Origin of the sequence: Arthrobacter globiformis (assembly GCF_030815865.1) — a bacterium.
In the GTDB taxonomy this organism is placed as follows: Bacteria; Actinomycetota; Actinomycetes; order Actinomycetales; family Micrococcaceae; genus Arthrobacter; species Arthrobacter globiformis_B.
Genome location: NZ_JAUSXI010000001.1, coordinates 3,952,942 through 3,973,106, shown reverse-complemented (window position 1 = coordinate 3,973,106; position 20,165 = coordinate 3,952,942). Strand labels below are relative to the sequence as shown.

The 20,165-nt window shown below is 65.5% G+C and carries 18 protein-coding genes; 14 read left to right on the top strand and 4 right to left on the bottom strand.

From position 1 onward, the window contains the following. The first annotated feature begins 44 nt into the window (after positions 1-44). From QFZ33_RS18430 to QFZ33_RS18395, 8 genes are all read left to right on the top strand, one after another. Positions 45-497: an NUDIX hydrolase gene (locus tag QFZ33_RS18430; protein ID WP_307029805.1), complete on the top strand. Its 453-nt coding sequence runs from the start codon at positions 45-47 to the stop codon at positions 495-497. 386 nt (positions 498-883) lie between these two features. Next, positions 884-1,945 carry a ribosome small subunit-dependent GTPase A gene (rsgA, locus tag QFZ33_RS18425; protein WP_307029803.1) on the top strand — a complete coding sequence of 354 codons (1,062 nt, stop codon included), beginning with the start codon at positions 884-886 and terminating at the stop codon, positions 1,943-1,945. A 266-nt stretch (positions 1,946-2,211) separates the two neighbouring features. After that, positions 2,212-3,300, top strand: a complete 1,089-nt coding sequence (locus QFZ33_RS18420) for an ABC transporter ATP-binding protein (RefSeq protein ID WP_307029801.1) — start codon at positions 2,212-2,214, stop codon at positions 3,298-3,300. Beyond that, the gene (locus QFZ33_RS18415; protein ID WP_307029799.1) at positions 3,300-4,013 is read left to right on the top strand and encodes an ABC transporter permease; all 714 of its coding nucleotides are present in this window, start codon (positions 3,300-3,302) and stop codon (positions 4,011-4,013) included. Before QFZ33_RS18420 ends, QFZ33_RS18415 begins: the two co-directional genes overlap by 1 nt. Then, positions 4,010-4,753 carry an ABC transporter permease gene (locus tag QFZ33_RS18410; protein ID WP_307029797.1) on the top strand — a complete coding sequence of 248 codons (744 nt, stop codon included), beginning with the start codon at positions 4,010-4,012 and terminating at the stop codon, positions 4,751-4,753. Before QFZ33_RS18415 ends, QFZ33_RS18410 begins: the two co-directional genes overlap by 4 nt. Further along, on the top strand, positions 4,750-5,709 hold the full coding sequence (locus QFZ33_RS18405; protein ID WP_307029795.1) for an ABC transporter substrate-binding protein: 960 nt from the start codon (positions 4,750-4,752) through the stop codon (positions 5,707-5,709). The genes QFZ33_RS18410 and QFZ33_RS18405 overlap by 4 nt, the downstream gene beginning before the upstream one ends. A gap of 163 nt (positions 5,710-5,872) precedes the next feature. Further along, a complete protein-coding gene (locus tag QFZ33_RS18400; RefSeq protein WP_214853840.1) occupies positions 5,873-7,093 on the top strand; it encodes a pyridoxal phosphate-dependent aminotransferase in 1,221 nt (406 codons plus the stop codon). A gap of 35 nt (positions 7,094-7,128) precedes the next feature. Beyond that, positions 7,129-7,983 carry a PPK2 family polyphosphate kinase gene (locus QFZ33_RS18395; RefSeq protein WP_307029792.1) on the top strand — a complete coding sequence of 285 codons (855 nt, stop codon included), beginning with the start codon at positions 7,129-7,131 and terminating at the stop codon, positions 7,981-7,983. 69 nt (positions 7,984-8,052) lie between these two features. On the opposite strand, the gene QFZ33_RS18390 is transcribed toward QFZ33_RS18395, so the two are convergent. After that, positions 8,053-8,328: an exodeoxyribonuclease VII small subunit gene (locus tag QFZ33_RS18390; RefSeq protein ID WP_307029790.1), complete on the bottom strand. Its 276-nt coding sequence runs from the start codon at positions 8,326-8,328 to the stop codon at positions 8,053-8,055. A gap of 78 nt (positions 8,329-8,406) precedes the next feature. Next, on the bottom strand, positions 8,407-9,708 hold the full coding sequence (gene xseA, locus QFZ33_RS18385) for an exodeoxyribonuclease VII large subunit (protein ID WP_307029789.1): 1,302 nt from the start codon (positions 9,706-9,708) through the stop codon (positions 8,407-8,409). Between the two features lie 305 nt (positions 9,709-10,013). Here xseA and QFZ33_RS18380 point away from each other — a divergent pair, with 305 nt between their 5' ends. Next, the gene (locus tag QFZ33_RS18380; RefSeq protein WP_307029787.1) at positions 10,014-10,862 is read left to right on the top strand and encodes a hypothetical protein; all 849 of its coding nucleotides are present in this window, start codon (positions 10,014-10,016) and stop codon (positions 10,860-10,862) included. Between the two features lie 40 nt (positions 10,863-10,902). After that, entirely contained in the window at positions 10,903-11,979 is a 1,077-nt protein-coding gene (locus tag QFZ33_RS18375) for a 4-hydroxy-3-methylbut-2-enyl diphosphate reductase (protein WP_307029785.1), read from the top strand. 37 nt (positions 11,980-12,016) lie between these two features. Here the strand turns inward: QFZ33_RS18375 and QFZ33_RS18370 are convergent, their stop codons facing one another. After that, positions 12,017-13,312 (bottom strand): DNA recombination protein RmuC, encoded by a 1,296-nt coding sequence (locus tag QFZ33_RS18370; protein ID WP_307029783.1) that lies wholly within the window; start codon positions 13,310-13,312, stop codon positions 12,017-12,019. An 89-nt stretch (positions 13,313-13,401) separates the two neighbouring features. Here QFZ33_RS18370 and ychF point away from each other — a divergent pair, with 89 nt between their 5' ends. The 4 genes from ychF (at position 13,402) to QFZ33_RS18350 (ending at position 19,441) form a co-directional block, all read left to right on the top strand. Beyond that, positions 13,402-14,487 carry a redox-regulated ATPase YchF gene (ychF, locus tag QFZ33_RS18365; RefSeq protein WP_307029782.1) on the top strand — a complete coding sequence of 362 codons (1,086 nt, stop codon included), beginning with the start codon at positions 13,402-13,404 and terminating at the stop codon, positions 14,485-14,487. A 325-nt stretch (positions 14,488-14,812) separates the two neighbouring features. Further along, positions 14,813-16,591 carry an ABC transporter family substrate-binding protein gene (locus QFZ33_RS18360; RefSeq protein WP_307029780.1) on the top strand — a complete coding sequence of 593 codons (1,779 nt, stop codon included), beginning with the start codon at positions 14,813-14,815 and terminating at the stop codon, positions 16,589-16,591. 178 nt (positions 16,592-16,769) lie between these two features. Then, the gene (locus QFZ33_RS18355) at positions 16,770-18,311 is read left to right on the top strand and encodes an ABC transporter permease (RefSeq protein ID WP_307029778.1); all 1,542 of its coding nucleotides are present in this window, start codon (positions 16,770-16,772) and stop codon (positions 18,309-18,311) included. After that, complete coding sequence (locus QFZ33_RS18350) at positions 18,308-19,441, top strand: ABC transporter permease (protein ID WP_373427293.1); 1,134 nt, start codon at positions 18,308-18,310, stop codon at positions 19,439-19,441. Before QFZ33_RS18355 ends, QFZ33_RS18350 begins: the two co-directional genes overlap by 4 nt. A gap of 46 nt (positions 19,442-19,487) precedes the next feature. On the opposite strand, the gene QFZ33_RS18345 is transcribed toward QFZ33_RS18350, so the two are convergent. Continuing rightward, positions 19,488-20,117, bottom strand: coding sequence for a PH domain-containing protein (locus QFZ33_RS18345; RefSeq protein ID WP_307029776.1), 630 nt, complete (start codon positions 20,115-20,117; stop codon positions 19,488-19,490). Positions 20,118-20,165: the final 48 nt, after the last annotated feature.

Below are 20,165 nucleotides of genomic sequence, written 5' to 3'. Positions count from 1 at the left end.
GGACGGCCGCCTGCACGCGGATAGCGCGGGGCTACGCTGGAGCCATGAGCGTTCTCTTCGACACCCGGCCCGCCGCCTACGCGGTCATCATCCGCGACGGCGCCATCCTTCTGGCGTACTGGAAGCAGGACGGCAAGGAAGGCTGGACGCTGCCCGGCGGCGGGCTGGACTTGGCCGAGCACCCCGTGGACGGCTGCATCCGTGAGGTCTTCGAGGAGACGGGGTACCACGCCGAAATCGGCGAGATGCTCGGGATCGACGTCGGCCATTGGCCAGCGAATTCGCGGCTGGACGGGGCGGACCGCGACTTCCAGGCACTCCGCCTGGTCTATGAGGCGAGGGTGACGGGCGGGGAGCTCACCCACGAAACGAACGGCACCACCACACATGCCGCGTGGATTCCGCTGCAGGATGTCGGTTCGTTGAACAAGGTGTCCTTGGTTGACGCCGCGCTTCGGCTGTTCTCGGAGCGGCCGGTCAACGGCAAGCTGGACTGAATTCGCTCGCTTGGACAGAAAGTCCTGGACTGATTTCCGGCCGCAGCCTGGTTACCCTAGCCAGCCGGCGCCGCGCTGGCTATTCTGGGGGAGTCCCCGGACCTTCTGTCCGGCGGCGGCCAGTCTGGCATGAACTTCGTACGGGGGAGGTGGACCTGATGACTGCAGAATTCGTGCGCGCTCCGCGCCTTCTCGAAAACACCTTCATTACTCCTGCCCCCGCTGCTGCCCACTCTTAGCCAGCCAGCGCACACAGCGCACTGCTTTGCCAGCCGGCGGCGCTTCGGGCCAACCCGAGGTTTACAGTGAAAAATTCTTCCGGCATTCGTGCCAACCAGCTTCAAAACCAAACCCATAACCCAACCCCTTTCATAAACACTGAGCCCATGCCCGGCCCAGGCCAGTACGGTTTCACGGAGGTTGTGGCGCAGCACTTCGCGGCCCATCCGGCCGACGGCGGCGAGGCCGCGGCCCGGGTCGTCCGGGTGGACCGGAACCGGATCGTCGCAGCCACGGCCGACGGACTGGTGCACCTGCCGTATCCGGCCGGTGCCGTGCCGGCCACCGGCGACTGGGTCTGGCTCGGCCGCAACCGGGCTGCGGAACCGGCCGTCGTCGGGCTGCTTCCACCCACCTCCGTGCTCAGCCGTAAACGTGCCTTCGACCCGTCCACGGAGGCGCAGGTCCTCGCCGCGAACATCGACATGGTGGGCGTGGTTGTTCCCGTGGATCGTCCGCTGAGCCACAACAGGCTCGAACGGACCCTGGTGGCGGTCTGGGATTCCGGTGCCACGCCCTTGGTGATCATCACGAAAGCGGACCTGGCGGACATCGCCGATGACGTCGTCGGGAAGGTGATTCTGCAGGCCGCCGGCGTGGACGTGGTGACCACCTCGGCCGAGCAGGGGGACGGCATCGACGAACTGCTCTCCCGGGTGCAGCCGGGGTGGACGCTCGCCCTGCTCGGGCCCTCCGGCGCCGGGAAGTCCACCCTCATCAACGCGCTCGTGGGGCACCACGTCCAGTCGACCGGGGACGTGCGGGCCACCGACGGCAGGGGGCGGCACACCACGACGTCGCGGGAGCTGGTGCCGCTGCCCAACGGCGCGGTGCTGATGGACACACCCGGTGTCCGCGGCTTCGGCCTGTTCGACGCCGAGGACGGCATGGAGGAGATGTTCGGCGATCTGCAAGTGCTCTTCGAGCAGTGCCGCTTCTCCGACTGCGCCCATGACCGGGAACCCGGGTGCGCCGTGCGGGCGGCGCTCGACGACGGATCCCTCGAGGAGAGGCGGTGGGCCAGCTACCTCAAGCTCCAGCGCGAGCTCGCCGCCCTGGAGCGGCGCCACGACGCTGCGGCGAGAAGGACGTACCAGCGGGAATGGCACCAGAAGGTGGTGGTGGCCGGGCGGAGCCAGCGGGCCGCCGAACGCTACCGCCATTCCTAGACTGGAGTATTTGTCCAGATAATGGCTCGAAAAGCTCTCGGAGAGCGCATTATCTGGACAAAAACTCCTCCACCCATCCGGGCGGGGAGGGCGCCGAATCAATCGTGTTTGTCTCCGAATGATCACGGTATCCGTGCCTGCGGCGGTCTTGCTTTGGGCACTGGTTACGCTGTGTCAAGACGCGCTTTACAGCCAAAAAACAGCGTGCTTATGATCAATTCGCTTTACCGTCCGATGTTGCCCCCCAACAGTTAGGTAAGCCGGGTATGGCCGAAGCCATGATTGAGTTCCAGAGCGTCACCAAGCAGTACCAGAGCGGGCAACCGGCGGTGGACCAGCTGAGCATGTCCATTGACCAGGGCTCCATCACGGTGTTCGTAGGACCATCAGGCTGCGGCAAGACTACCTCCCTGCGCATGATCAACCGGATGGTGGAGCCCACCTCCGGGACCATCACGGTGGGCGGGCGCGACGTCACTTCCGTGCCCGCAGCCGAGCTCCGACGCTCCATGGGCTACGTGATGCAGTCGTCCGGGCTGATGCCGCACCGCTCCGTCGTGGACAACATCGCCACCGTGCCGAGGCTAAACGGCGTGCCAAAAGCCGACGCCCGCAAGCGCGCGGAGGAACTGCTCGACGTCGTGGGGCTGGCTCCGTCGCTGGGCAAGCGGTACCCGTCGCAGCTCTCGGGCGGCCAGCAGCAGCGCGTTGGCGTGGCCCGGGCGCTCGCCGCCGATCCGCCGGTCCTGCTGATGGACGAGCCCTTCAGCGCCGTGGACCCGGTGGTGCGCGATGAACTGCAGCAGGAACTCCTGCGCCTGCAGCGGGACCTGGCCAAGACCATCGTCTTTGTCACCCACGACATTGACGAGGCCACCGTGCTGGGCGACAAGGTGGCTGTTTTCGCCGTCGGCGGCAAGCTCGCGCAGTACGCCGCCCCGGAGGAGATCCTCCGGGCACCGGCCAACGAGTTCGTGGCTTCCTTTGTGGGCCGGGACCGCGGGTTCCGGCACCTCGCCTTCACCACGGCCGACGGCGTCGCGGTTCACCCCGTTGAAACGGTCACCCGGGGCGGGGATGCCAGGGCCAGCGCGGACGCCTGGCGCCTGGTGGTGGATGACCAGCAGCGCCCGCTGGGGTGGGAGGGCCCCGGCCTCGACTCCCAGCTCGTCCCCGGCGGCTCCCTGTTCCGGCCGGGCGACACCCTCCGGCGCGCCCTGGACGCCGCGCTGTCCTCCCCATCGGGGCTCGGCGTCGCGGTCGACGGCGACGGCAAGGTTGCCGGCATCGTCAAGGGCGCGGAGGTGCTCTCCGTCATCGAGTCCGCACGCCAGACCCGGCAGGGCGCCCTCTGATGGAGTGGTTCCTGGCGAACAGCCCCATGGTCTTTGAACGGGCCGGCCAGCACCTGGTCCTGGCCCTGGTTCCGATGGTCCTGGGTCTGCTGATCTCCATCCCGCTGGCACAGTTCTCGCGCCGGCACAGCGCACTGCGGCAGCTGGTGGCCACCGTGAGCTCCCTGCTCTACACCATCCCGTCGCTGGCGCTGTTCATCATTCTCCCGCCGCTGCTGGGAACGCGGATCCTTGACCCGCTGAACGTCATCGTCGCCCTGACCATCTACGCCGTGGCGCTGCTGGTGCGGGCTGCCATGGACGCCTTCGATTCCGTCGATGACGACCTCCGGCAGGCGGCCGTGGCCATGGGCTACAAGCCGGCCGCCCGGTTCCTGCAGATCGACCTGCCGCTGTCCCTGCCCGTGATGTTCGCCGGCCTCCGCGTGGTGTCGGTGAGCAACATTTCCCTGGTCAGCGTCGCCGCGCTGCTGGGCGTGGGAAACCTGGGGATGCTGTTCACGGACGGGCTGCAGCGGAACTTCGTCACGGAAGTGGTGGTGGGGATTGTCGCCATCCTGCTGCTGGCAGTGGTGATGGACGCTCTGCTGGTGATCCTGGAACGGGTCCTCACACCGTGGACCAGGGCCGGCTCCGTAAAGACCGACGCGAACGCCAGGTCCGGCGCCGAATTCCTCGCGGACGCCAAAGTGCACGCGGGGGCGGGCTCATGAACATCTTCACTGAAACGTTCGCCTGGCTCGCGGATCCAGCGCACTGGTCCGGTCCGGGCGGCATCCCCGTCCGCCTGCTCGAACACCTGCAGTACAGCGGCCTGGTCCTGATCATCGCCGTCGCTATCGCTGTCCCGGTCGGCCTCTACATCGGGCACACCGGCAGGGGCCGCGTTGTGGCCGTGGCCGTGGCCGGCGCCCTCCGCGCGCTGCCCACGCTCGGGCTCCTGGTGCTGTTCGCCCTCGTCGCCGGAAGCGGCCTCATGCCACCGGTGTGGGCCCTGGTCATCCTTACGGTGCCGCCGTTGCTGGCCGGTACCTACGCCGGCATTTCCAGCGTGGACTCAAACGTGGTGGACGCCGCCCGCGCCATGGGTATGAAAGAGCTGCAGGTCCTGTTCGGCGTGGAGGTTCCGAACGGGCTCCTGGTGATGTTCGGCGGCGTCCGCACCGCCGTGCTGCAGGTGATCGCCACCGTGTCGGTGGTGGCGTACCTTCCGCTCGGCGGCCTGGGCCGCTACCTGTTCGACGGGCTGGTGCTCCAGGACTTCCCGAGGATGCTGGCAGGGTCGCTCCTCATCGCGGCGCTGGCGATCGTCGTCGACCTTGTCCTGGCGGCCGTGCAGCGGCTGGTCGTTTCACCGGGACTGTCTGCACGTTCCGAGGGTGGCCGCAAGGCCGTCACCGATCTCTCGGCCGCCGCGCCCGCGGCAGCCGCTGTTCAAGGAGGCACCGCATGAATTACCCCGTCCGCACGACTCTTACCCGCCGTGGCCTGGGCGGCCTCGCCGCCGGTGTCGGCCTCGCTCTTGCCCTGTCCGCCTGCAGCAGCGGCAATCCGCTGTCGTCCCCGTCCACAAGTGCAACCGGGGGTGCCACCTCCGGCGGTTCCCTCGTCGTCGGCTCCGCGGACTTCCCGGAAAGCCAGATCATCGCCGAGATCTACGCCGGTGCCCTGAGCGCGGCCGGAGTCACCGCCACCACCAAGCCGAACATCGGCTCGCGGGAGATCTACTTCAAAGCGGTGCAGGACGGGTCGGTGGACGTCGTTCCGGACTACTCCGGCAACCTGCTGTCCCACGTCGATGCGCAGGCTGCCGAGGTCACGCCGGAGGACATCTACAAGGCTCTTCCGGACAAGCTGCCGCAAGGACTCGCCGTGCTTGAGCCATCGAAGGCCGAGGACAAGGACGCCATGGTGGTCACCAAGGCCACCGCCGAAAAGTACCAGCTGACGTCGATCGAGGACCTGGCCAAGGTCTGCAAGGACCTGACCATGGCCGCACCCGCCACATTTGAAACCCGGTCCTACGGGTTCCCGGGGCTCAAGAAGAACTACGGCTGCGAACTCAAGGCGCTGAAGCCCTTCAGCGACGGCGGCGGCAACCTGACGCTGCAGGCGCTCCTGAACGACGAGGTCCAGGTGGCTGACATCTTCACCACCACGCCGTCCATCGCCGATAACGACCTTGTTGTGCTCGAGGACCCGAAGAACAACTTCAAGGCCCAGCAGGTGCTGCCGCTCTACAACGACGCCAAGGTGACGGACAAGGCCAAGGAGGCACTCAACAATGTCTCCAAGACCCTCACCACTGAGGACCTGATCAACCTCAACCGTGCGGTGAGCGGCAGCCAGAAGCAGAACGCCAAGGACGCGGCCGCTGCGTGGCTCAAGGACAAGGGCATCGTTAAGTAGGCCCTGGGCTGACGAGGAAAGCACGACGGCGGCTGCGGGTTCCGCGGGGACCGGCAGCCGCCGTCGGCGTTAAGTGAGGGCGGGCGGCTGGGCGCCTTCCGGGTCAACCGTGTGTGAGGCACGTCTCCCCGGAACTACATCCCGCTTGTGGCATATTTGATGAATGGCAGAATTTAAGCAGTCCACCAAGCTTCATAATGTCCTTTACGACATCCGTGGACCGATTCTTCAGGCCGCCCAGCAGATGGAGGCAGAGGGTCACCGCATCCTCAAACTGAACATCGGCAACCCCGCACCTTTCGGTTTTGAAGCGCCGGACGCGATCCTGGTGGACATGATCCGCCACCTGCCCCACGCCCAGGGATACAGCGATTCCCGCGGCATCTTCTCCGCCCGCACCGCCGTCTCGCAGTACTACCAGACCCGCGGCATCCAGAGCATCCACGTGGACGACATCTACCTGGGCAACGGCGTCAGCGAGCTCATCACCATGTCGCTGATGGCCCTGCTCGAAGAGGGCGACGAGATCCTAATCCCCACCCCGGACTACCCGCTGTGGACCGCCTCGGTGGCGCTTGCCGGCGGCCGTCCGGTGCACTACCTCTGCGACGAGGAGTCCGGCTGGCAGCCCGATCTGGAGGACCTCGAGGCCAAGATCACGCCCCGCACCAAGGGAATCGTGGTGATCAACCCGAACAACCCCACCGGCGCGGTGTACCCGGAAAGCACGCTGCGCAAGATCGTTGCCCTGGCGGAAAAGCACGGGCTGGTGATCTTCGCCGACGAGATCTACGAAAAGATCCTCTACGAGGACGCCGTGCACGTAAACATGGCGGGGCTTACCGGCGACGACGTGCTGTGCCTGACCTTCAGCGGGCTGTCCAAGGCGTACCGCGTCTGCGGCTACCGCGCAGGCTGGATGGCCATCTCGGGGCCCAAGAAGGAGGCCGCGGACTACCTCGAAGGCATTAACCTGCTGGCCAACATGCGGCTCTGCGCCAACGTTCCGGCCCAGCATGCCATCCAGACGGCACTGGGCGGGTACCAGAGCATCAACGACCTCATCCTGCCCGGCGGCCGGCTGCTGGAGCAGCGCAACAAGGCGTACGACATGCTCAACGCCATCCCCGGCGTCAGCACCCAGCAGGCACGGGGCGCCCTGTACCTGTTCCCCAAGCTCGACCCTGAGGTCTACAACATCCGGGATGACGAAAAGTTTGTCCTGGACCTGCTCAAGGAACAGAAGATCCTGGTTTCCCACGGCCGTGCATTCAACTGGATCCGGCCCGACCACTTCCGGATGGTGACCCTGCCCAACGTCAAGGACATCGAGGAGGCAATTGGCCGGATGGGAGACTTCCTCAGCAGGTATGAGGGGAACTAGCCTTTACCCACAGTCAACCGTGGAAAGAGGACCCGATGGCCGGCGTTGTGGAATTCACGAAGTTCCCCTCAGAATCATTGAAAGTCGGCAAGGGCTTCAAGCTGGCCGACGTAGACCCTGACGCCACGCTGGGGTATCCGGGGAACAAAGCCGACGGCGAGCTGCTCCTCGAGGAGCTGGACGCAAAGCTCGCGGAGCTCCAGGAGAAGCTGTTTGCCGAGTCCAAGTTCGGCGGAACCAAGCGCGTCCTCCTGATCCTGCAGGGAATGGACACCGCCGGCAAGGGCGGCGTCGTGAAGCACGTGCTGGGCGCCATGGATCCGCAGGGCGTCCAGTTCAAGTCCTTCAAGGCCCCCACGCCGGAGGAGCGTGCCTACGACTTTCTGTGGCGCATTGAAAGGGAAGTCCCCGCCGCCGGCATGCTGGGGGTCTTCGACAGGTCCCACTATGAGGACGTCCTGATCCACCGGGTTCACCGCTGGGCCGATCCGAAGGAGCTTGAACGCCGCTACCGGGCGATCAACGAGTTCGAGGCACGGCAGGTGGCGGTGGGCACGAAGGTGGTGAAGGTCATGCTGCACATCAGCAATGACGAGCAGAAAGAGCGGTTGCTGGCCCGGCTGGACAATCCAGCCAAGCACTGGAAGTACAACACCGAGGACCTGAAACAGCGTGCCTTCTGGGACGACTATATGGCTGCCTACCAGGCAGCCTTCGACGCCACGAACACGGACCAAGCGCCCTGGTACGTCGTGCCTGCCAGCAAGAAATGGTACGCGCGCATCGCCGTGCAGCAACTGTTGCTGGAGGCACTCGGCGAGCTCGAACTGGAGTGGCCCAAGGCCGAGTTCGACGTGGAAGCGGAGCGCCGCCTCGTCGAGCGGTCCTGACCAGAGCGGTCCTGACCAGGGCGGGCGGTCCTCAGCGGGCTTAACCTCCGGCTGGACCTCCTCTGGCGTTCAGCTGTCCTTGCGGGCAGCCGCGAGCCTCTTCCTGGCGCCCTCCAGCCAGTCTTCGCAGCGCCGTGCCAAGGCTTCGCCCCGCTCCCACAGCGCCAGGGAATCCTCAAGGCTGGTCCCGCCGGCCTCAAGCTTGGATACCACGGCTACCAACTGTTCCCGTGCTTCCTCATAGCTGAGGGCATCGATGTCCGGAGGAAGTGCGGGGCCGGGTTGGGCTGCGGTATCTTGTTCCGTGCTGTGCGGCTGATCTGTATTGATGGTCGGATCTGTCATGTTTCCTGGCCTGTCATGTCGGTGGTGCTGTCTTCGGTGCCGGCGTCATTTGAGGTGCTGGTTCGTATTCGTCCCGGCTTATGGAGCGCCCGTGGATTCCGCGCCGAACCGTCCGCCGGCCACCCTTACCGCGAGTGGTGTTCCCGCGGGGGCCTGGGACGGCTGGCGGACAACGGCCCCGCCGGACCCGGAAAGCTGCACCACGGCGTAACCGCGGTCCAGGGTTTGCTGCGGTGACAATGCCCGGACCTGCGCCTGGAGGTGGACCAGCTGGTCGGAAGCCCTCGTCACGGCAGCACTGATGGCCGCCGTGGACCGGCGGGCCAGCCGTTCCACATCGTCCGCGCGCGCCGTGATCATGCTCTCCGGGGCCGCGAGGACCGGACGGGACCGGATTGCCGCCAAGCGGTCCGTTTCCCTGGCTACCAGCAGCGTCACCGAGCGGCGCAGCTGGGCTTCAGCCTGCCGGACCCGGGCAAGTTCCTCCGAGACTTCCGGCACGATGCGCTTGGCTGCATCCGTGGGCGTGGAGGCCCGGAGGTCGGCGACGTCGTCCAGGATGGGCCGGTCCGCCTCGTGCCCGATTGCGCTGACCACCGGAGTCACCGCGGCCGCGACGGCGCGGATGAGTTCCTCGCTGCTGAACGGCAGCAGGTCCTCCAGCGCGCCGCCACCGCGGGCGATGACGATCACGTCGACCTCGGGACGGGCATCGAGTTCACGAAGCGCCTTGACCATCTGGGATACGGCGGTGTTGCCCTGCACCGCGACCTCGCGGATCTCGAATTCGACTGCCGGCCAGCGCAGGGCAGCGTTGCGCAGAACGTCCTTTTTGGCATCGGAGTCGCGTCCGGTGATGAGCCCGATCCGGTGGGGGAGCAGCGGCAACCGCTTTTTCCGCGACTCGGCGAACAGGCCTTCAGCGGCCAGGGCATGGCGCAGCCGTTCTATCCGTGCGAGGAGATCGCCCAGTCCAACAGGGCGGATGTCCTTCACGGACATGTTCAGGCGCCCGGTCTTCAGCCAGAACTCCGCCTTGAGCAGGGCCACCACCCGGCTGCCGCGCTCAAGCGGCGTCTCCTGCCGGTCGAGCAGTTTGGACCAGATGGAAGCCGGCAGGGAGATCTCGGCGTCCACATCCCGGAGGGTGAGGAACGCACTGCCGCCGCGCCGGTTCAGTTCGATGACCTGGCCCTCAACCCAGGCTGCCGGTGCCCGCTCGATGTGGGTCTTGAGCTTCTGGGAGAGCAACTGCAGCGGCCACGGGTTGTCCGGGCTTGTCTCGGCGGCGGTGGCCGGCACCGTGCTGGGGCCGGCTGCCGGGGCCGTGCCGGGTACAGGGACCGCTCCGGGTGCAGGGACAGTGGCGTTTTCAGCCATGTGCAGCCCCGTTGGCGGCGAATGCCAGTTGCATGGTCGCGGTCCTTTGCCTGTGGATGGTGCGTGCGCGGTGGGTCAGTCAACTCTATCCATAGCTGTATCACCGGGCTCCGACATTGTTGGTGAACGCGGCATTTACCGGCATTGCTGATAACCCGGCAGTTCAGACGGCCCGGCATCTTTGGTCGCCCGGCATTTTTATCGCCTTACTTTTTCGATAGTGGGACGGCGCGCCTAGGATTGCAGTGTCCTGCTGACCAGCCAGGCACCCGACCAGCCGAGAAACCCGACCAGCTAGGAACCCCTTGCGCTCATTTCTTGCGGCCTTGGCCGTCATCCTTGGTCTTCTCCTTTCCGCCGCCGCCGTTCCGGCGATATGGGTGGACCGCAACATCGTGCAGGAGGATGGCTTCGTTGCCCTGGCGGCACCGCTGGGCAAGGATCCGGATTTCCAGAAGCGCCTGGCGACCGCCGCCGTCAGCAGCATCGATACAGGCGGCACCATCCCGGCACCGGTGGCCGAACTGGTGCGGCCGGTGCTGGAAAAGGCAGCGACCTCCCTCACCGGCCTGCCTGAGTACCCGGCTGCCTGGGAAGAGACCCTGCGAAAGAGCCACCGCCTCAACTTCGCCGACCCGGCGTCCCTGCCGCCCGAGGCGGATTCCAGCACCTCGCTGACCCTGGATGTGGCCCCGCTGGTCGCCCTCGCGGCCAAGCAGATTTCCAGCCAGGTTGGTGTTCCGCTGGAGGCTCCGGGCCAGACCCTGGTGAACATCGGCCAGACGAACCAGCGCCAGCTCGTCGAACGGGTTTCCGCTTACTCTCCGCTGGGATACAGCCTGGCCGTCGGCGCCGGGGTGGCGTTCCTCCTGGCGCTCGTGACGGCACGCCGGCGGTGGAAAGTCCTGGCTGGCATAGGAGTGGGCGCACTGGCGCTTTCCGGACTGTGGACGCTGGCATCCCGCTGGGCCGCCGACGCCGTCATGGGCACCGCGAGCGGAAACGAAATGGCTGACTTGTTCAAGCGGGAGTTCGTCGAGGCTTCCGCTGCCGGGTTTGCGTCCTGGACGCTGGTTTCGGCGTTCGTGGGTGCGGCCCTGGTGGCGGCAGGCCTGCTGCTCAGGGTGGTCGGCGGTCCTGCCCGCAGGCGATGAGCCGCCCGGAGGCCTGCGGCCCAGCCGGTAGCATGGAGCAATGACTTCCTCTGCAGTTTCCCTTTCGATGCCAACCGTCCCGCGCCGGCGGCGTTCGCCGGCGGAAGTGCTCGCGGCGGCACCGGTCCCGGGCCCCAAGAGGGTTCTGCTGGCGGCTCCGCGCGGATACTGCGCCGGCGTGGACCGCGCGGTCATCGCCGTCGAAAAGGCCCTGCAGCACTACGGACCGCCCGTTTACGTCCGGAAACAGATTGTCCATAACGTGCATGTGGTCAGCTCCCTTGAGGAGCAGGGCGCCATCTTCGTGGACGAAACTGACGAAGTGCCCGAGGGCGCCCTGGTCATCTTCTCGGCGCACGGGGTGTCCCCGGCCGTGGTCCAGTCCGCAGAGGACCGCGGACTGCGCACCATCGATGCCACATGCCCCCTCGTGACCAAGGTCCACAAGGAAGCCGTCCGCTTCGCCAAGGACGACTTCGACATCCTCCTGATTGGCCACGACGGCCACGAAGAGGTTGAAGGAACGGCCGGCGAAGCTCCCGAACACATCCAGATCATCAACGGCCCACATGAGGTGGACAAGGTGACGGTACGGGATCCCGAAAAGGTCATCTGGCTTTCGCAGACCACGCTCAGCGTGGACGAGACCATGGAGACCGTCCGGCTGCTCAAGGACCGGTTCCCCACGCTCCAGGATCCGCCCAGCGACGACATCTGCTACGCCACCACCAACCGCCAGGTGGCCATCAAGAAGATCGCGCCCCAGGCCGATCTGGTGATCGTGGTTGGTTCGGCCAACTCCTCCAACTCCGTCCGCCTCGTCGAAGTGGCGCTCGAGTACGGCGCCAAGGCGTCGTACCGTGTTGACTTCGCCAACGAGGTGGACGAGTCCTGGTTTGAGGGTGTTGCCACGGTGGGTGTCACCTCGGGCGCGTCCGTTCCGGAGGTCCTGGTCAAGGACGTGCTCCGCCTCCTGGCCGACTACGGATACGACGCCGTCGAGGAAATTGTGACTGCGGAGGAGGACCTGCTCTTCTCCCTGCCGAAGGAGCTCCGCGCCACGCTCAAGGAAGCGGGGGACGTATCCCGCGCCCTTGGCGGACGCCGCTCGCGCTAGAAGAAGCACGCGAGCCGGCGTCCATTCGGCGGATCCGTTAAGCGGCGTCCTCTTCCTGCTCAGTCGCCCGCAATGCGCCGGCTTCCAGTTCCGTGGCATGCAGCTCCTGGGTCTCCAGGTCCAGGTGCTGCGGTTCATCGTGCTGCAGTTCCGGGGCTGCCAGGGACCGCGGCGTGACCTGCACGGCCGGGGGCGTGACCAGTCCGCTGGTGTCCAGGGCATTCAGTTTCCGCGCGGTGGGAAGCACCCGTGCCTCAAGCGTGCCTACCATCGCGTTATAGCGGTCCACCGAGCTTTTCAGCGAGGATCCCAGCTTGCCGACGTTGTCCCCGAGAGTGCCCATCCGCTCGTACAGCTGCCGGGCAAGTTCGAAGAGCTCCCGCGCACTGTCCGTGAGAACGTCCTGGCGCCACGTGAACGCCACGGATTTGAGCACCGCGAGCAGCGTGCCGGGGGACGCAAGCACCACATTCCTGGACAGGGCGTGATCCAGGAGCGCCGGGTCGGCGGAGAGAGCGGCGGCGAGGATGGACTCGGCCGGGACGAAACAGATCACCAGCTCCGGCGAGTTCCCCGAAATGTCCCAGTACTTCTTGGTGCTGAGGGCGTCCACGTGAGCCTTCAGCGCCTTGGCGTGCGCCGCCATGAGGTTTTCCCGCGCTGCCTGGGTGAGCCCGGGCTTGTCGCCGGCCGACTGCCCCAACTCCTGCGCCTCAAGGTAGGCGGACAGGGGGACCTTGGCGTCGACAACGAGCTGCTTGTCGCCCGGCAGCTGGACCACAAGGTCGGGGCGGACGGCGGCCTCGGTGCCTGACGTGCCGTGGTGCTGCTCATGGAAATCGACATGCCGCATCATGCCGGCCGCCTCCACAACACGGCGCAGCTGCACTTCGCCCCACTGGCCGCGCGCGCTGTTCGACCGGAGCGCCGACTCAAGGGCATGCGTGGACCGCATCAGCTGCTCGTCCGTGAGGCGGGCTTCCTGCAGCTGCTGGGCCAGCTGCCCGTACTGTTCGAGCCGGTCCCGTTCCAGCAGGGATACCTGCTGCTGCACCGCCGTCAGCTTCTCAGCCACCGGCGCCAGGGCCCGCAGTACGCTTCCGTCCTGCTCACGCGACATGCCCAGCTCCCGGTTCTGGGCCAACAGGAGCCTCCGCTCGGCATCCGCGGCAGCAAACTGGGCACTGACTTCCGAAAGCCGCGCCGAAACGCCGTCGAAATCCGCTTCCACGGCGGCGCTCCGCCGGCGCAACACCACGTATACCGCGCCGGCGCCGGACACGGCACCCAGCAACAGCATCAAAAGGGCCAGAATGACTGCAAAAGGTTCCATGCCTTCACTGTGGCACGGGGCTGTGACATTTATTGGAAGGCAACAGCCCGGCACGGGATGCGGGGGCCGAACAGGTAGAATAAATGTCCGTGGCTCTTACTATTGGCATCGTCGGACTGCCCAACGTCGGCAAATCAACACTTTTCAACGCACTGACCCGCAACCAGGTCCTGGCCGCGAACTACCCGTTCGCCACCATCGAACCGAATGTCGGCGTCGTGAACCTGCCCGACCCCAGGCTCCAGCAGCTCGCGGGGATCTTCGGCTCGCAGCGTGTACTGCCCGCGGCTGTCTCCTTTGTCGACATCGCCGGCATCGTCAAGGGCGCCTCCGAAGGGGAAGGCCTGGGCAACCAGTTCCTCGCCAACATCCGTGAGGCGGAAGCCATCGCCGAGGTGGTGCGCGTCTTCGATGACCCCGACGTCATCCACGTCGACGGTAAGGTCGACCCCCGCTCCGACATGGAAACCATCAACACCGAGCTGATCCTCGCCGATCTGCAGACGATCGAGAAGGCCATTCCCCGGATCGAAAAAGAGGTCAAGATCAAGAAGCGGGAGGCTGCGGAGCTCGCCGCCATCAAGGCCGCACAGGTGGTTCTGGAGCGCGGTGACACCATCTACTCTTCCGTCAAGAGCGACAAGCTGGAGATGGAGCACCTCAAGGAGCTCAGCCTTCTGACGGCCAAGCCCTTCATCTACGTCTTCAACGCAGACGAAGGAATTCTCGGCAGCGAGGAGAAGCAGGCCGAGTTGCGCGCGATGGTTGCGCCGGCCGACTGCATCTTCCTTGACGCCAAGCTCGAGTCCGACCTGGTGGAACTGGACGAGGCCGAGGCGCGCGAAATGCTCGAACTGAACGGGCAGGACGAATCCGGGCTGGACCAGCTGGCCCGCGTCGGATTCCACACGCTGGGGCTGCAGACCTACCTCACGGCCGGGCCCAAGGAGGCGCGCGCGTGGACCATCCACCAGGGCGACACCGCCCCGCAGGCAGCCGGCGTCATCCACACGGACTTCCAGCGCGGCTTCATCAAGGCGGAGGTTGTCTCCTTCGAGGACCTCATCGACGCGGGCTCCATGGCGGAGGCCAAGTCGCGCGGCAAGGTCCGCATCGAAGGCAAGGAATATGTCATGTCCGACGGCGATGTGGTGGAGTTCCGCTTCAACGTGTGAGTTTGCGCTGAGCTACTCAGTGATTGAGTATTAACGGCAAAAAGCCCCGATCCTTTGGATCGGGGCTTTTTTGTGATTGACTCCTCTACCCTCCGTGCAACATGGCGTCAAGGAAAAAGAACGCGGACTTTTCGCTCGGCAACAGCTTGGTTGCATCTCGATAACAACCTTTACTGGGGGACAACTTTCGGACCGCAGGTGGCACGTTCGGGTCTAGGCTACTTCTCATGTGAGACTCGCCACATCTCACTGGGGGGATGTAGCGGGTCTGGCCGGCGCCCACAGCGAAGGTCTTTTCCACACTCACAGAAACATAGGAGGCGGAATGCGATTCAGTCGTATTTCCAAAGCAGTAGGCGTTGCAGCCGCGGCTGCACTGGCGCTCAGCGCCTGCGCGAGCACTAATGGCGGGACAACCCCGTCCAGTAATGCGGCCGGCAAGCAGGGGGGAACAGCCACTGTAGTTGAGGTCAACGCGTTCAACACCTTCAACCCCAACACGGCCGATGGCAACACTGACATCAACTCGAAGGTCAGCTACGCCACACACTCCGGCTTCTACTACATCGACAACCAGCTGAACATCGTCCACAACGACAAATTCGGCAAGATGGAAAAGACGTCCGACGATCCGCTGACCGTCAAGTACACCATCAACGAAGGTGTGAAGTGGTCGGACGGCACGCCCGTCACCGCGGCCGACCTGCTCCTGCAGTGGGCAGCCTTCTCCGGGTACTACAACGACGCCGACGCCGAGGGTAAGGCCGGAACGTCCTACTTCTCCTACGCCGGGGACCCAACGGGTCTGGCGCTCACCGATTTCCCCGAAATCGGCGACAACAACCGCTCCATGACTATCAAGTACTCCAAGCCGTTCGCGGACTGGGAGATCGCACTGGGCGGACCGGGCATTGACATCCCGGCCCACGTTCTGGCCAAGAAGGCCGGCCTGGCCGACACGCAGGCCTTCATCGACCACCTCAAGAGCATGCCCCGCGGCGACGCCAAGGCGCCCAAGACCGCCGATGCCAAGCTCAAGGCCATGTCCGACATGTGGAACACCGGCTTCGACTCCAAGACCCTGCCGAGCGATCCGAGCCTGTTCCTCTCCAACGGCCCGTTCGTTGTCCAGAGCATCAACCAGGACCAGTCCCTGACCATGGTCCGCAACAAGGACTACAACTGGGGCCCCGAGGCCAAGCTGGACGAGATCACCGTCCGCTACATCGGTTCCTCCCCGGCCCAGGTTCAGGCGCTGAAGAACGGCGAAGCCGACATCATCGCCCCGCAGGCATCGGCTGACACCCTCGATCAGCTCAAGGCACTCGAGAGCCAGGGCGTCACGGTCGAACAGGGCAACCAGCTCTCCTACGACCACATCGACCTGAACTACTCGGGACCCTTCGCAGACAAGAATGTCCGTGAGGCATTCATGAAGACGGTTCCGCGCAAGGACATCGTCGACAAGATCATCAAGAAGCTCGACCCCGAGGCAAAGCCCCTGGATTCGCAGCTGTTCGTTCCCGCGCAGCCGGCCTACGACGCCTCCGTGCAGGGCAACGGATCCTCGGCCTTCGCGGATGCTGATGTTGACGGCGCCAAGAAGCTCCTGAACGGTGCGACCCCCGAGGTCCGCATCATGTACAACAAGGACAACCCGAACCGTGTGGACGCGTTCTCGCTCATCCGCGAGTCCGCAACCAAGGCCGGTTTCAAGATCATCGACGGCGGACTTGGCGCCTCTGACTGGGGCAAGGCCCTGGGCAAGGGCGGCTATGACGCCACGATCTTCGGCTGGATCAACCCGGGCGTCGGGGTCTCCGGCGTGCCGCAGATCTTCCGCTCCGGAAACGGTTCCAACTTCAACAAGTTCAGCGATCCTGAAGCCGACAAGCTCATGGACGAACTCATTGTGACGACTGACCGCAGCAAGCAGGATGACCTGACCAAGCAGATCGACAAGAAGATCTGGGACTCGGCTTACGGCCTCCCGCTGTTCCAGTCCGTTGGTGTTGACGCCTACAGCGACCGCATCACCGGCGTGAAGTTCATGCCGAACCAGACGGGTGTCTGGTGGAACTTCTGGGAGTGGGCCGAGAAGTAAGCCCGTGCCACGAAGTTCAACTAGCTAGGTGAGGCGCCGGGACCATGCACCACGGTCCCGGCGCCTTGCAGCGCCATCTCCCGGCAGTGCCTGTGTTGGCAGCACAAGCAGTAAGGCGCCGCCAAACCTGCGACCGGTCCGGGCAATCCCTGGGCCCGAATCCTGAGGTTCTATCACAATGGTGACCTACATAGTCCGGCGGCTTGTCACCGCCGCACTCATCCTTTTGGGCGCGTCCTTCCTGGTGTATCTGCTGACCGCAGCATCAGGCGACCCGCTCGCAGAGTTCCGTGCCAGCAGCGCGCCGAACAAGCAGCAGCTCATGGACTCGAGATCCGCACTTCTGGACCTCGATACGCCGGCGCCCGTGCGGTATTTCAAATGGCTCGGCGGTGCGGCCCAGTGCCTGGTGCCCTTCACCGGATCCTGCAATCTCGGCAAGAACATCGCCGGCCAGCCCATTACAGACGCCCTTGGCCATGCACTCATTCAGACACTGACGCTTGTCACCGGGGCCGCCGTCCTGGCCATCCTTGTGGGCATCACGCTGGGCATCATCACCGCCCTGCGGCAGTACAGCACGCTGGATTACGGCGTGACCTTCATGGCCTTCCTGTTCTTCTCCCTGCCGATCTTCTGGGTCGCCGTCCTGCTCAAGGAATTCGGCGCCATCGGCTTCAACAACTTCCTCCGCAACCCGGAGATTCCGCTGCCGGTCTCTCTCGGCGTCGCCGCCGTCCTCGGCGCCGTGGCCGTGATCGTGGCCGGCGGCGACGCCAGACGCAAGGCATCGACTGGCGCCATCGTCTTCGCTGCTGTCGCCGCGGTCCTCACCTACTTCTCGGTGACCCAGTGGTTCAAGACACCCGGCCTGGGGCCGGTGGTCATCGCCATCGCCGGGGTGGGCATCGCCTTTGCCGTAACTCTGCTGACCGCAGGCCTGCGGAACCGCAAGGCGCTGCAGTCCGCCCTGATCGCCGTGGGCGTAGGGCTGGTCCTCTACTTCGTGGTCCAGCCTCTGCTGGACCAGGCCACGTTCCTGATGGTCGTGCTGCTGGCGGTTGCCGCGGTCCTGGTCGGCATGGCCATCGGCTACTTCATGGGCGGCTACGACCGCGGGCAGTCCATGCGCGCGGCGGCCATCACGTCCTTCCTGGTTGGCTTCCTCATCGTGCTGGACCGTTTCATGCAGGCCTGGCCCGCGTACTTCAACAACAGCAGGGTCCGGGGACGGCCGATCGCCACCATCGGCGCCGGCACGCCGAACATCGAAGGCGACTTCTGGATCCTCGGCCTGGATTCCTTTACGCACCTGATCCTCCCCACCACCGCACTCATCCTCATCTCGCTCGCCGGCTACACCAGGTTCACCCGGGCCTCCATGCTGGAGATCATGAACATGGACTACATCCGCACAGCGCGGGCCAAAGGCCTGTCGGAACGGACCGTGGTCATGCGCCACGCGTTCCGGAACGCTCTCATCCCCGTGGCCACCATCGTCGCGTTCGACATCGGCGGGCTGATCGGCGGCGCGGTCATCACCGAGACGGTCTTCTCCGTCCGGGGCATGGGATTCCTGTTCCTGGACGGCATCCAGCACGTTGACCCGAACCCCGTCATGGGCGTCTTCGTCTGCGTCGCCATCACGGCCATGGCGTTCAACCTCATCGCGGACCTCGCCTACTCCGCACTGGATCCACGAGTAAGGGTGAAAGCATGAGCCAGCCCAGTCAGCAGGATGAAATCATGGCGGAGGAGGCCGGCCTGCGGCAGGAATCTGCCGGCATCGAACCTGTCTCCGAAGCCAGGGGCCTTAGCCAGGGCCAAATTGTCCGTAAGCGGTTTCTTGGCCACTCCGGCGCCATCGTCGGCCTTGCCGTCTTCGCCATCATCTTCGTTATGGCCTTCACGTCGGTGGGCTATGCCGGGATCCCCGGCTGGTGGAAGTACACCCACGAGGCCGTCTCGCCGCTGGTCAACGACGGCACGCCCACGGCTTCGCTGTGGCCCCTGGCCTGGGGGGAGCATCCCTTCGGCCAGGACCGGATCGGGCGCGACCTGTTCGCCATGACCATGCGCGGTGCCCAGCAGTCCATCACGATTATGGTGGTCATCGGCCTTATCGCCGGCCTGATCGGTGTGGTCGTCGGGGCACTGTCCGGCTATTTCCGGGGATGGATGGAAGCCGTCCTGATGAGGCTCACAGACGTCATCATCATCGTCCCGGCGCTGCTCCTCGCCGCCGTCATGGCCCAGCTGGCAGGACGCCGGGATGAAGGCAGCTGGTTCGCGGCCTTCGCCAGCAGCAACGGTGTCCTCGCCCTCGGCATCTTCCTGGGGTTCATCAGCTGGGTGGGCCTGGCGAGGCTCATGCGCGGCGAGTTCCTCACCCTGCGGGAGCGCGAATTCGTCGACGCGGCGCGGATTTCCGGCGCCAGCAATGCCCGGATCATCTTCAAGCACATCCTGCCCAACGCGGTGGGCGTGCTGATCGTCAACGTCACCCTGACCATGTCGGCGGCGATTCTTACCGAAACGGCCCTCAGCTACCTCGGCGTCGGCGTCAAGTCCCCGGACACTTCGCTGGGCCTGCTCATCTCACAGAACCAGGAAGCCTTCGCCACCCGACCCTGGCTGTTCTGGTTCCCCGGCCTGTTCATCGTCCTCATCTGCCTCAGCATCAACTTCATTGGCGACGGCCTGCGAGACGCCTTTGACCCGCGGCAAAAGAAGTTCAACGCCAAGAAGGCCAGGGACGCCGGGGCAACAGTCCCGGAGGCGACGCCGGGGGCGGCCCTGGACAGCAGGGCTGATGACGGCCGGACCGCCGGCGGGGACAGGGGAGCCTGACGTGCTGCTGCTGCGACGCCGCGGGCGGGTGCAGCGCGCTGCCTGCCTACAGGACGGCCACGCTCCAGTAGCTCAGCCCGAGAAGGATCAGGGTCGCGGCAGCCTCGCGCCAGCGGAACTTCACGCTGACCGGAGTGCTCTCGGCTGCTCCGGCATCAAGGAGTCCCGATTCGACCAGCTGCTGCCAGCGTCCACGGACCAGCTGCGCGGCCTGCCCCGAGTCGGTGCTCTTGAGGTCGCCGGGGCGGACGGAGTTCCCCGGCCCGTACGTGCTGTCCGGCAGCCCCCTGAGGTCCTCCGGGCGGGCGTTGCGTCCGCCCCAGATGCCGGGTGCGGGAGCCGCCCAGGCCCCGTAGCTTCTGCCGGGCGTGACAAGGGTCAGCGCGTACCGCGTGTCCACCTGAACCAGCGCCGCCCATGGCACCGTGATGGCACGGAACGGATTTTCTATGGTGACCCCGGCGTCGTGCACAACCACCGCCGGACGCCAGAACAGCAGCCAGCCCAGGTAGGCGATGAGCAGCAGTGGCCCGGCACCCGACAGGGCGGGGACTCCGCCCGCCACAACCAGGCCGGCCAGCCCGGCGGCCGCCACGAGCCACGAGAATCCGGCAAACCATTTGTTGGTGCGTGCCTTGAAAATTGCGGCGCTTCCGGCATGCGGCACAGTGCTCATGCCCCCAATAATTCAGTATTCCCGGCCGCAGCACTAATCAAAGCTGCT

Excerpts from the sequence above, each read along its gene's own strand:
- QFZ33_RS18370 (WP_307029783.1), bottom strand. The coding sequence starts at position 13,312 with ATGGAACCTTTTGCAGTCATTCTGGCCCTTTTGATGCTGTTGCTGGGT.
- QFZ33_RS18345 (WP_307029776.1), bottom strand. The coding sequence starts at position 20,117 with ATGAGCACTGTGCCGCATGCCGGAAGCGCCGCAATTTTCAAGGCACGC.
- QFZ33_RS18375 (WP_307029785.1), top strand. The coding sequence starts at position 10,903 with ATGACTTCCTCTGCAGTTTCCCTTTCGATGCCAACCGTCCCGCGCCGG.
- QFZ33_RS18410 (WP_307029797.1), top strand. The coding sequence starts at position 4,010 with ATGAACATCTTCACTGAAACGTTCGCCTGGCTCGCGGATCCAGCGCAC.
- QFZ33_RS18350 (WP_373427293.1), top strand. The coding sequence starts at position 18,308 with ATGAGCCAGCCCAGTCAGCAGGATGAAATCATGGCGGAGGAGGCCGGC.
- QFZ33_RS18420 (WP_307029801.1), top strand. The coding sequence starts at position 2,212 with ATGGCCGAAGCCATGATTGAGTTCCAGAGCGTCACCAAGCAGTACCAG.
- QFZ33_RS18355 (WP_307029778.1), top strand. The coding sequence starts at position 16,770 with ATGGTGACCTACATAGTCCGGCGGCTTGTCACCGCCGCACTCATCCTT.
- QFZ33_RS18430 (WP_307029805.1), top strand. The coding sequence starts at position 45 with ATGAGCGTTCTCTTCGACACCCGGCCCGCCGCCTACGCGGTCATCATC.
- xseA (WP_307029789.1), bottom strand. The coding sequence starts at position 9,708 with ATGGCTGAAAACGCCACTGTCCCTGCACCCGGAGCGGTCCCTGTACCC.
- rsgA (WP_307029803.1), top strand. The coding sequence starts at position 884 with ATGCCCGGCCCAGGCCAGTACGGTTTCACGGAGGTTGTGGCGCAGCAC.
- QFZ33_RS18405 (WP_307029795.1), top strand. The coding sequence starts at position 4,750 with ATGAATTACCCCGTCCGCACGACTCTTACCCGCCGTGGCCTGGGCGGC.
- QFZ33_RS18360 (WP_307029780.1), top strand. The coding sequence starts at position 14,813 with ATGCGATTCAGTCGTATTTCCAAAGCAGTAGGCGTTGCAGCCGCGGCT.
- QFZ33_RS18390 (WP_307029790.1), bottom strand. The coding sequence starts at position 8,328 with ATGACAGATCCGACCATCAATACAGATCAGCCGCACAGCACGGAACAA.
- QFZ33_RS18395 (WP_307029792.1), top strand. The coding sequence starts at position 7,129 with ATGGCCGGCGTTGTGGAATTCACGAAGTTCCCCTCAGAATCATTGAAA.
- QFZ33_RS18415 (WP_307029799.1), top strand. The coding sequence starts at position 3,300 with ATGGAGTGGTTCCTGGCGAACAGCCCCATGGTCTTTGAACGGGCCGGC.
- QFZ33_RS18400 (WP_214853840.1), top strand. The coding sequence starts at position 5,873 with ATGGCAGAATTTAAGCAGTCCACCAAGCTTCATAATGTCCTTTACGAC.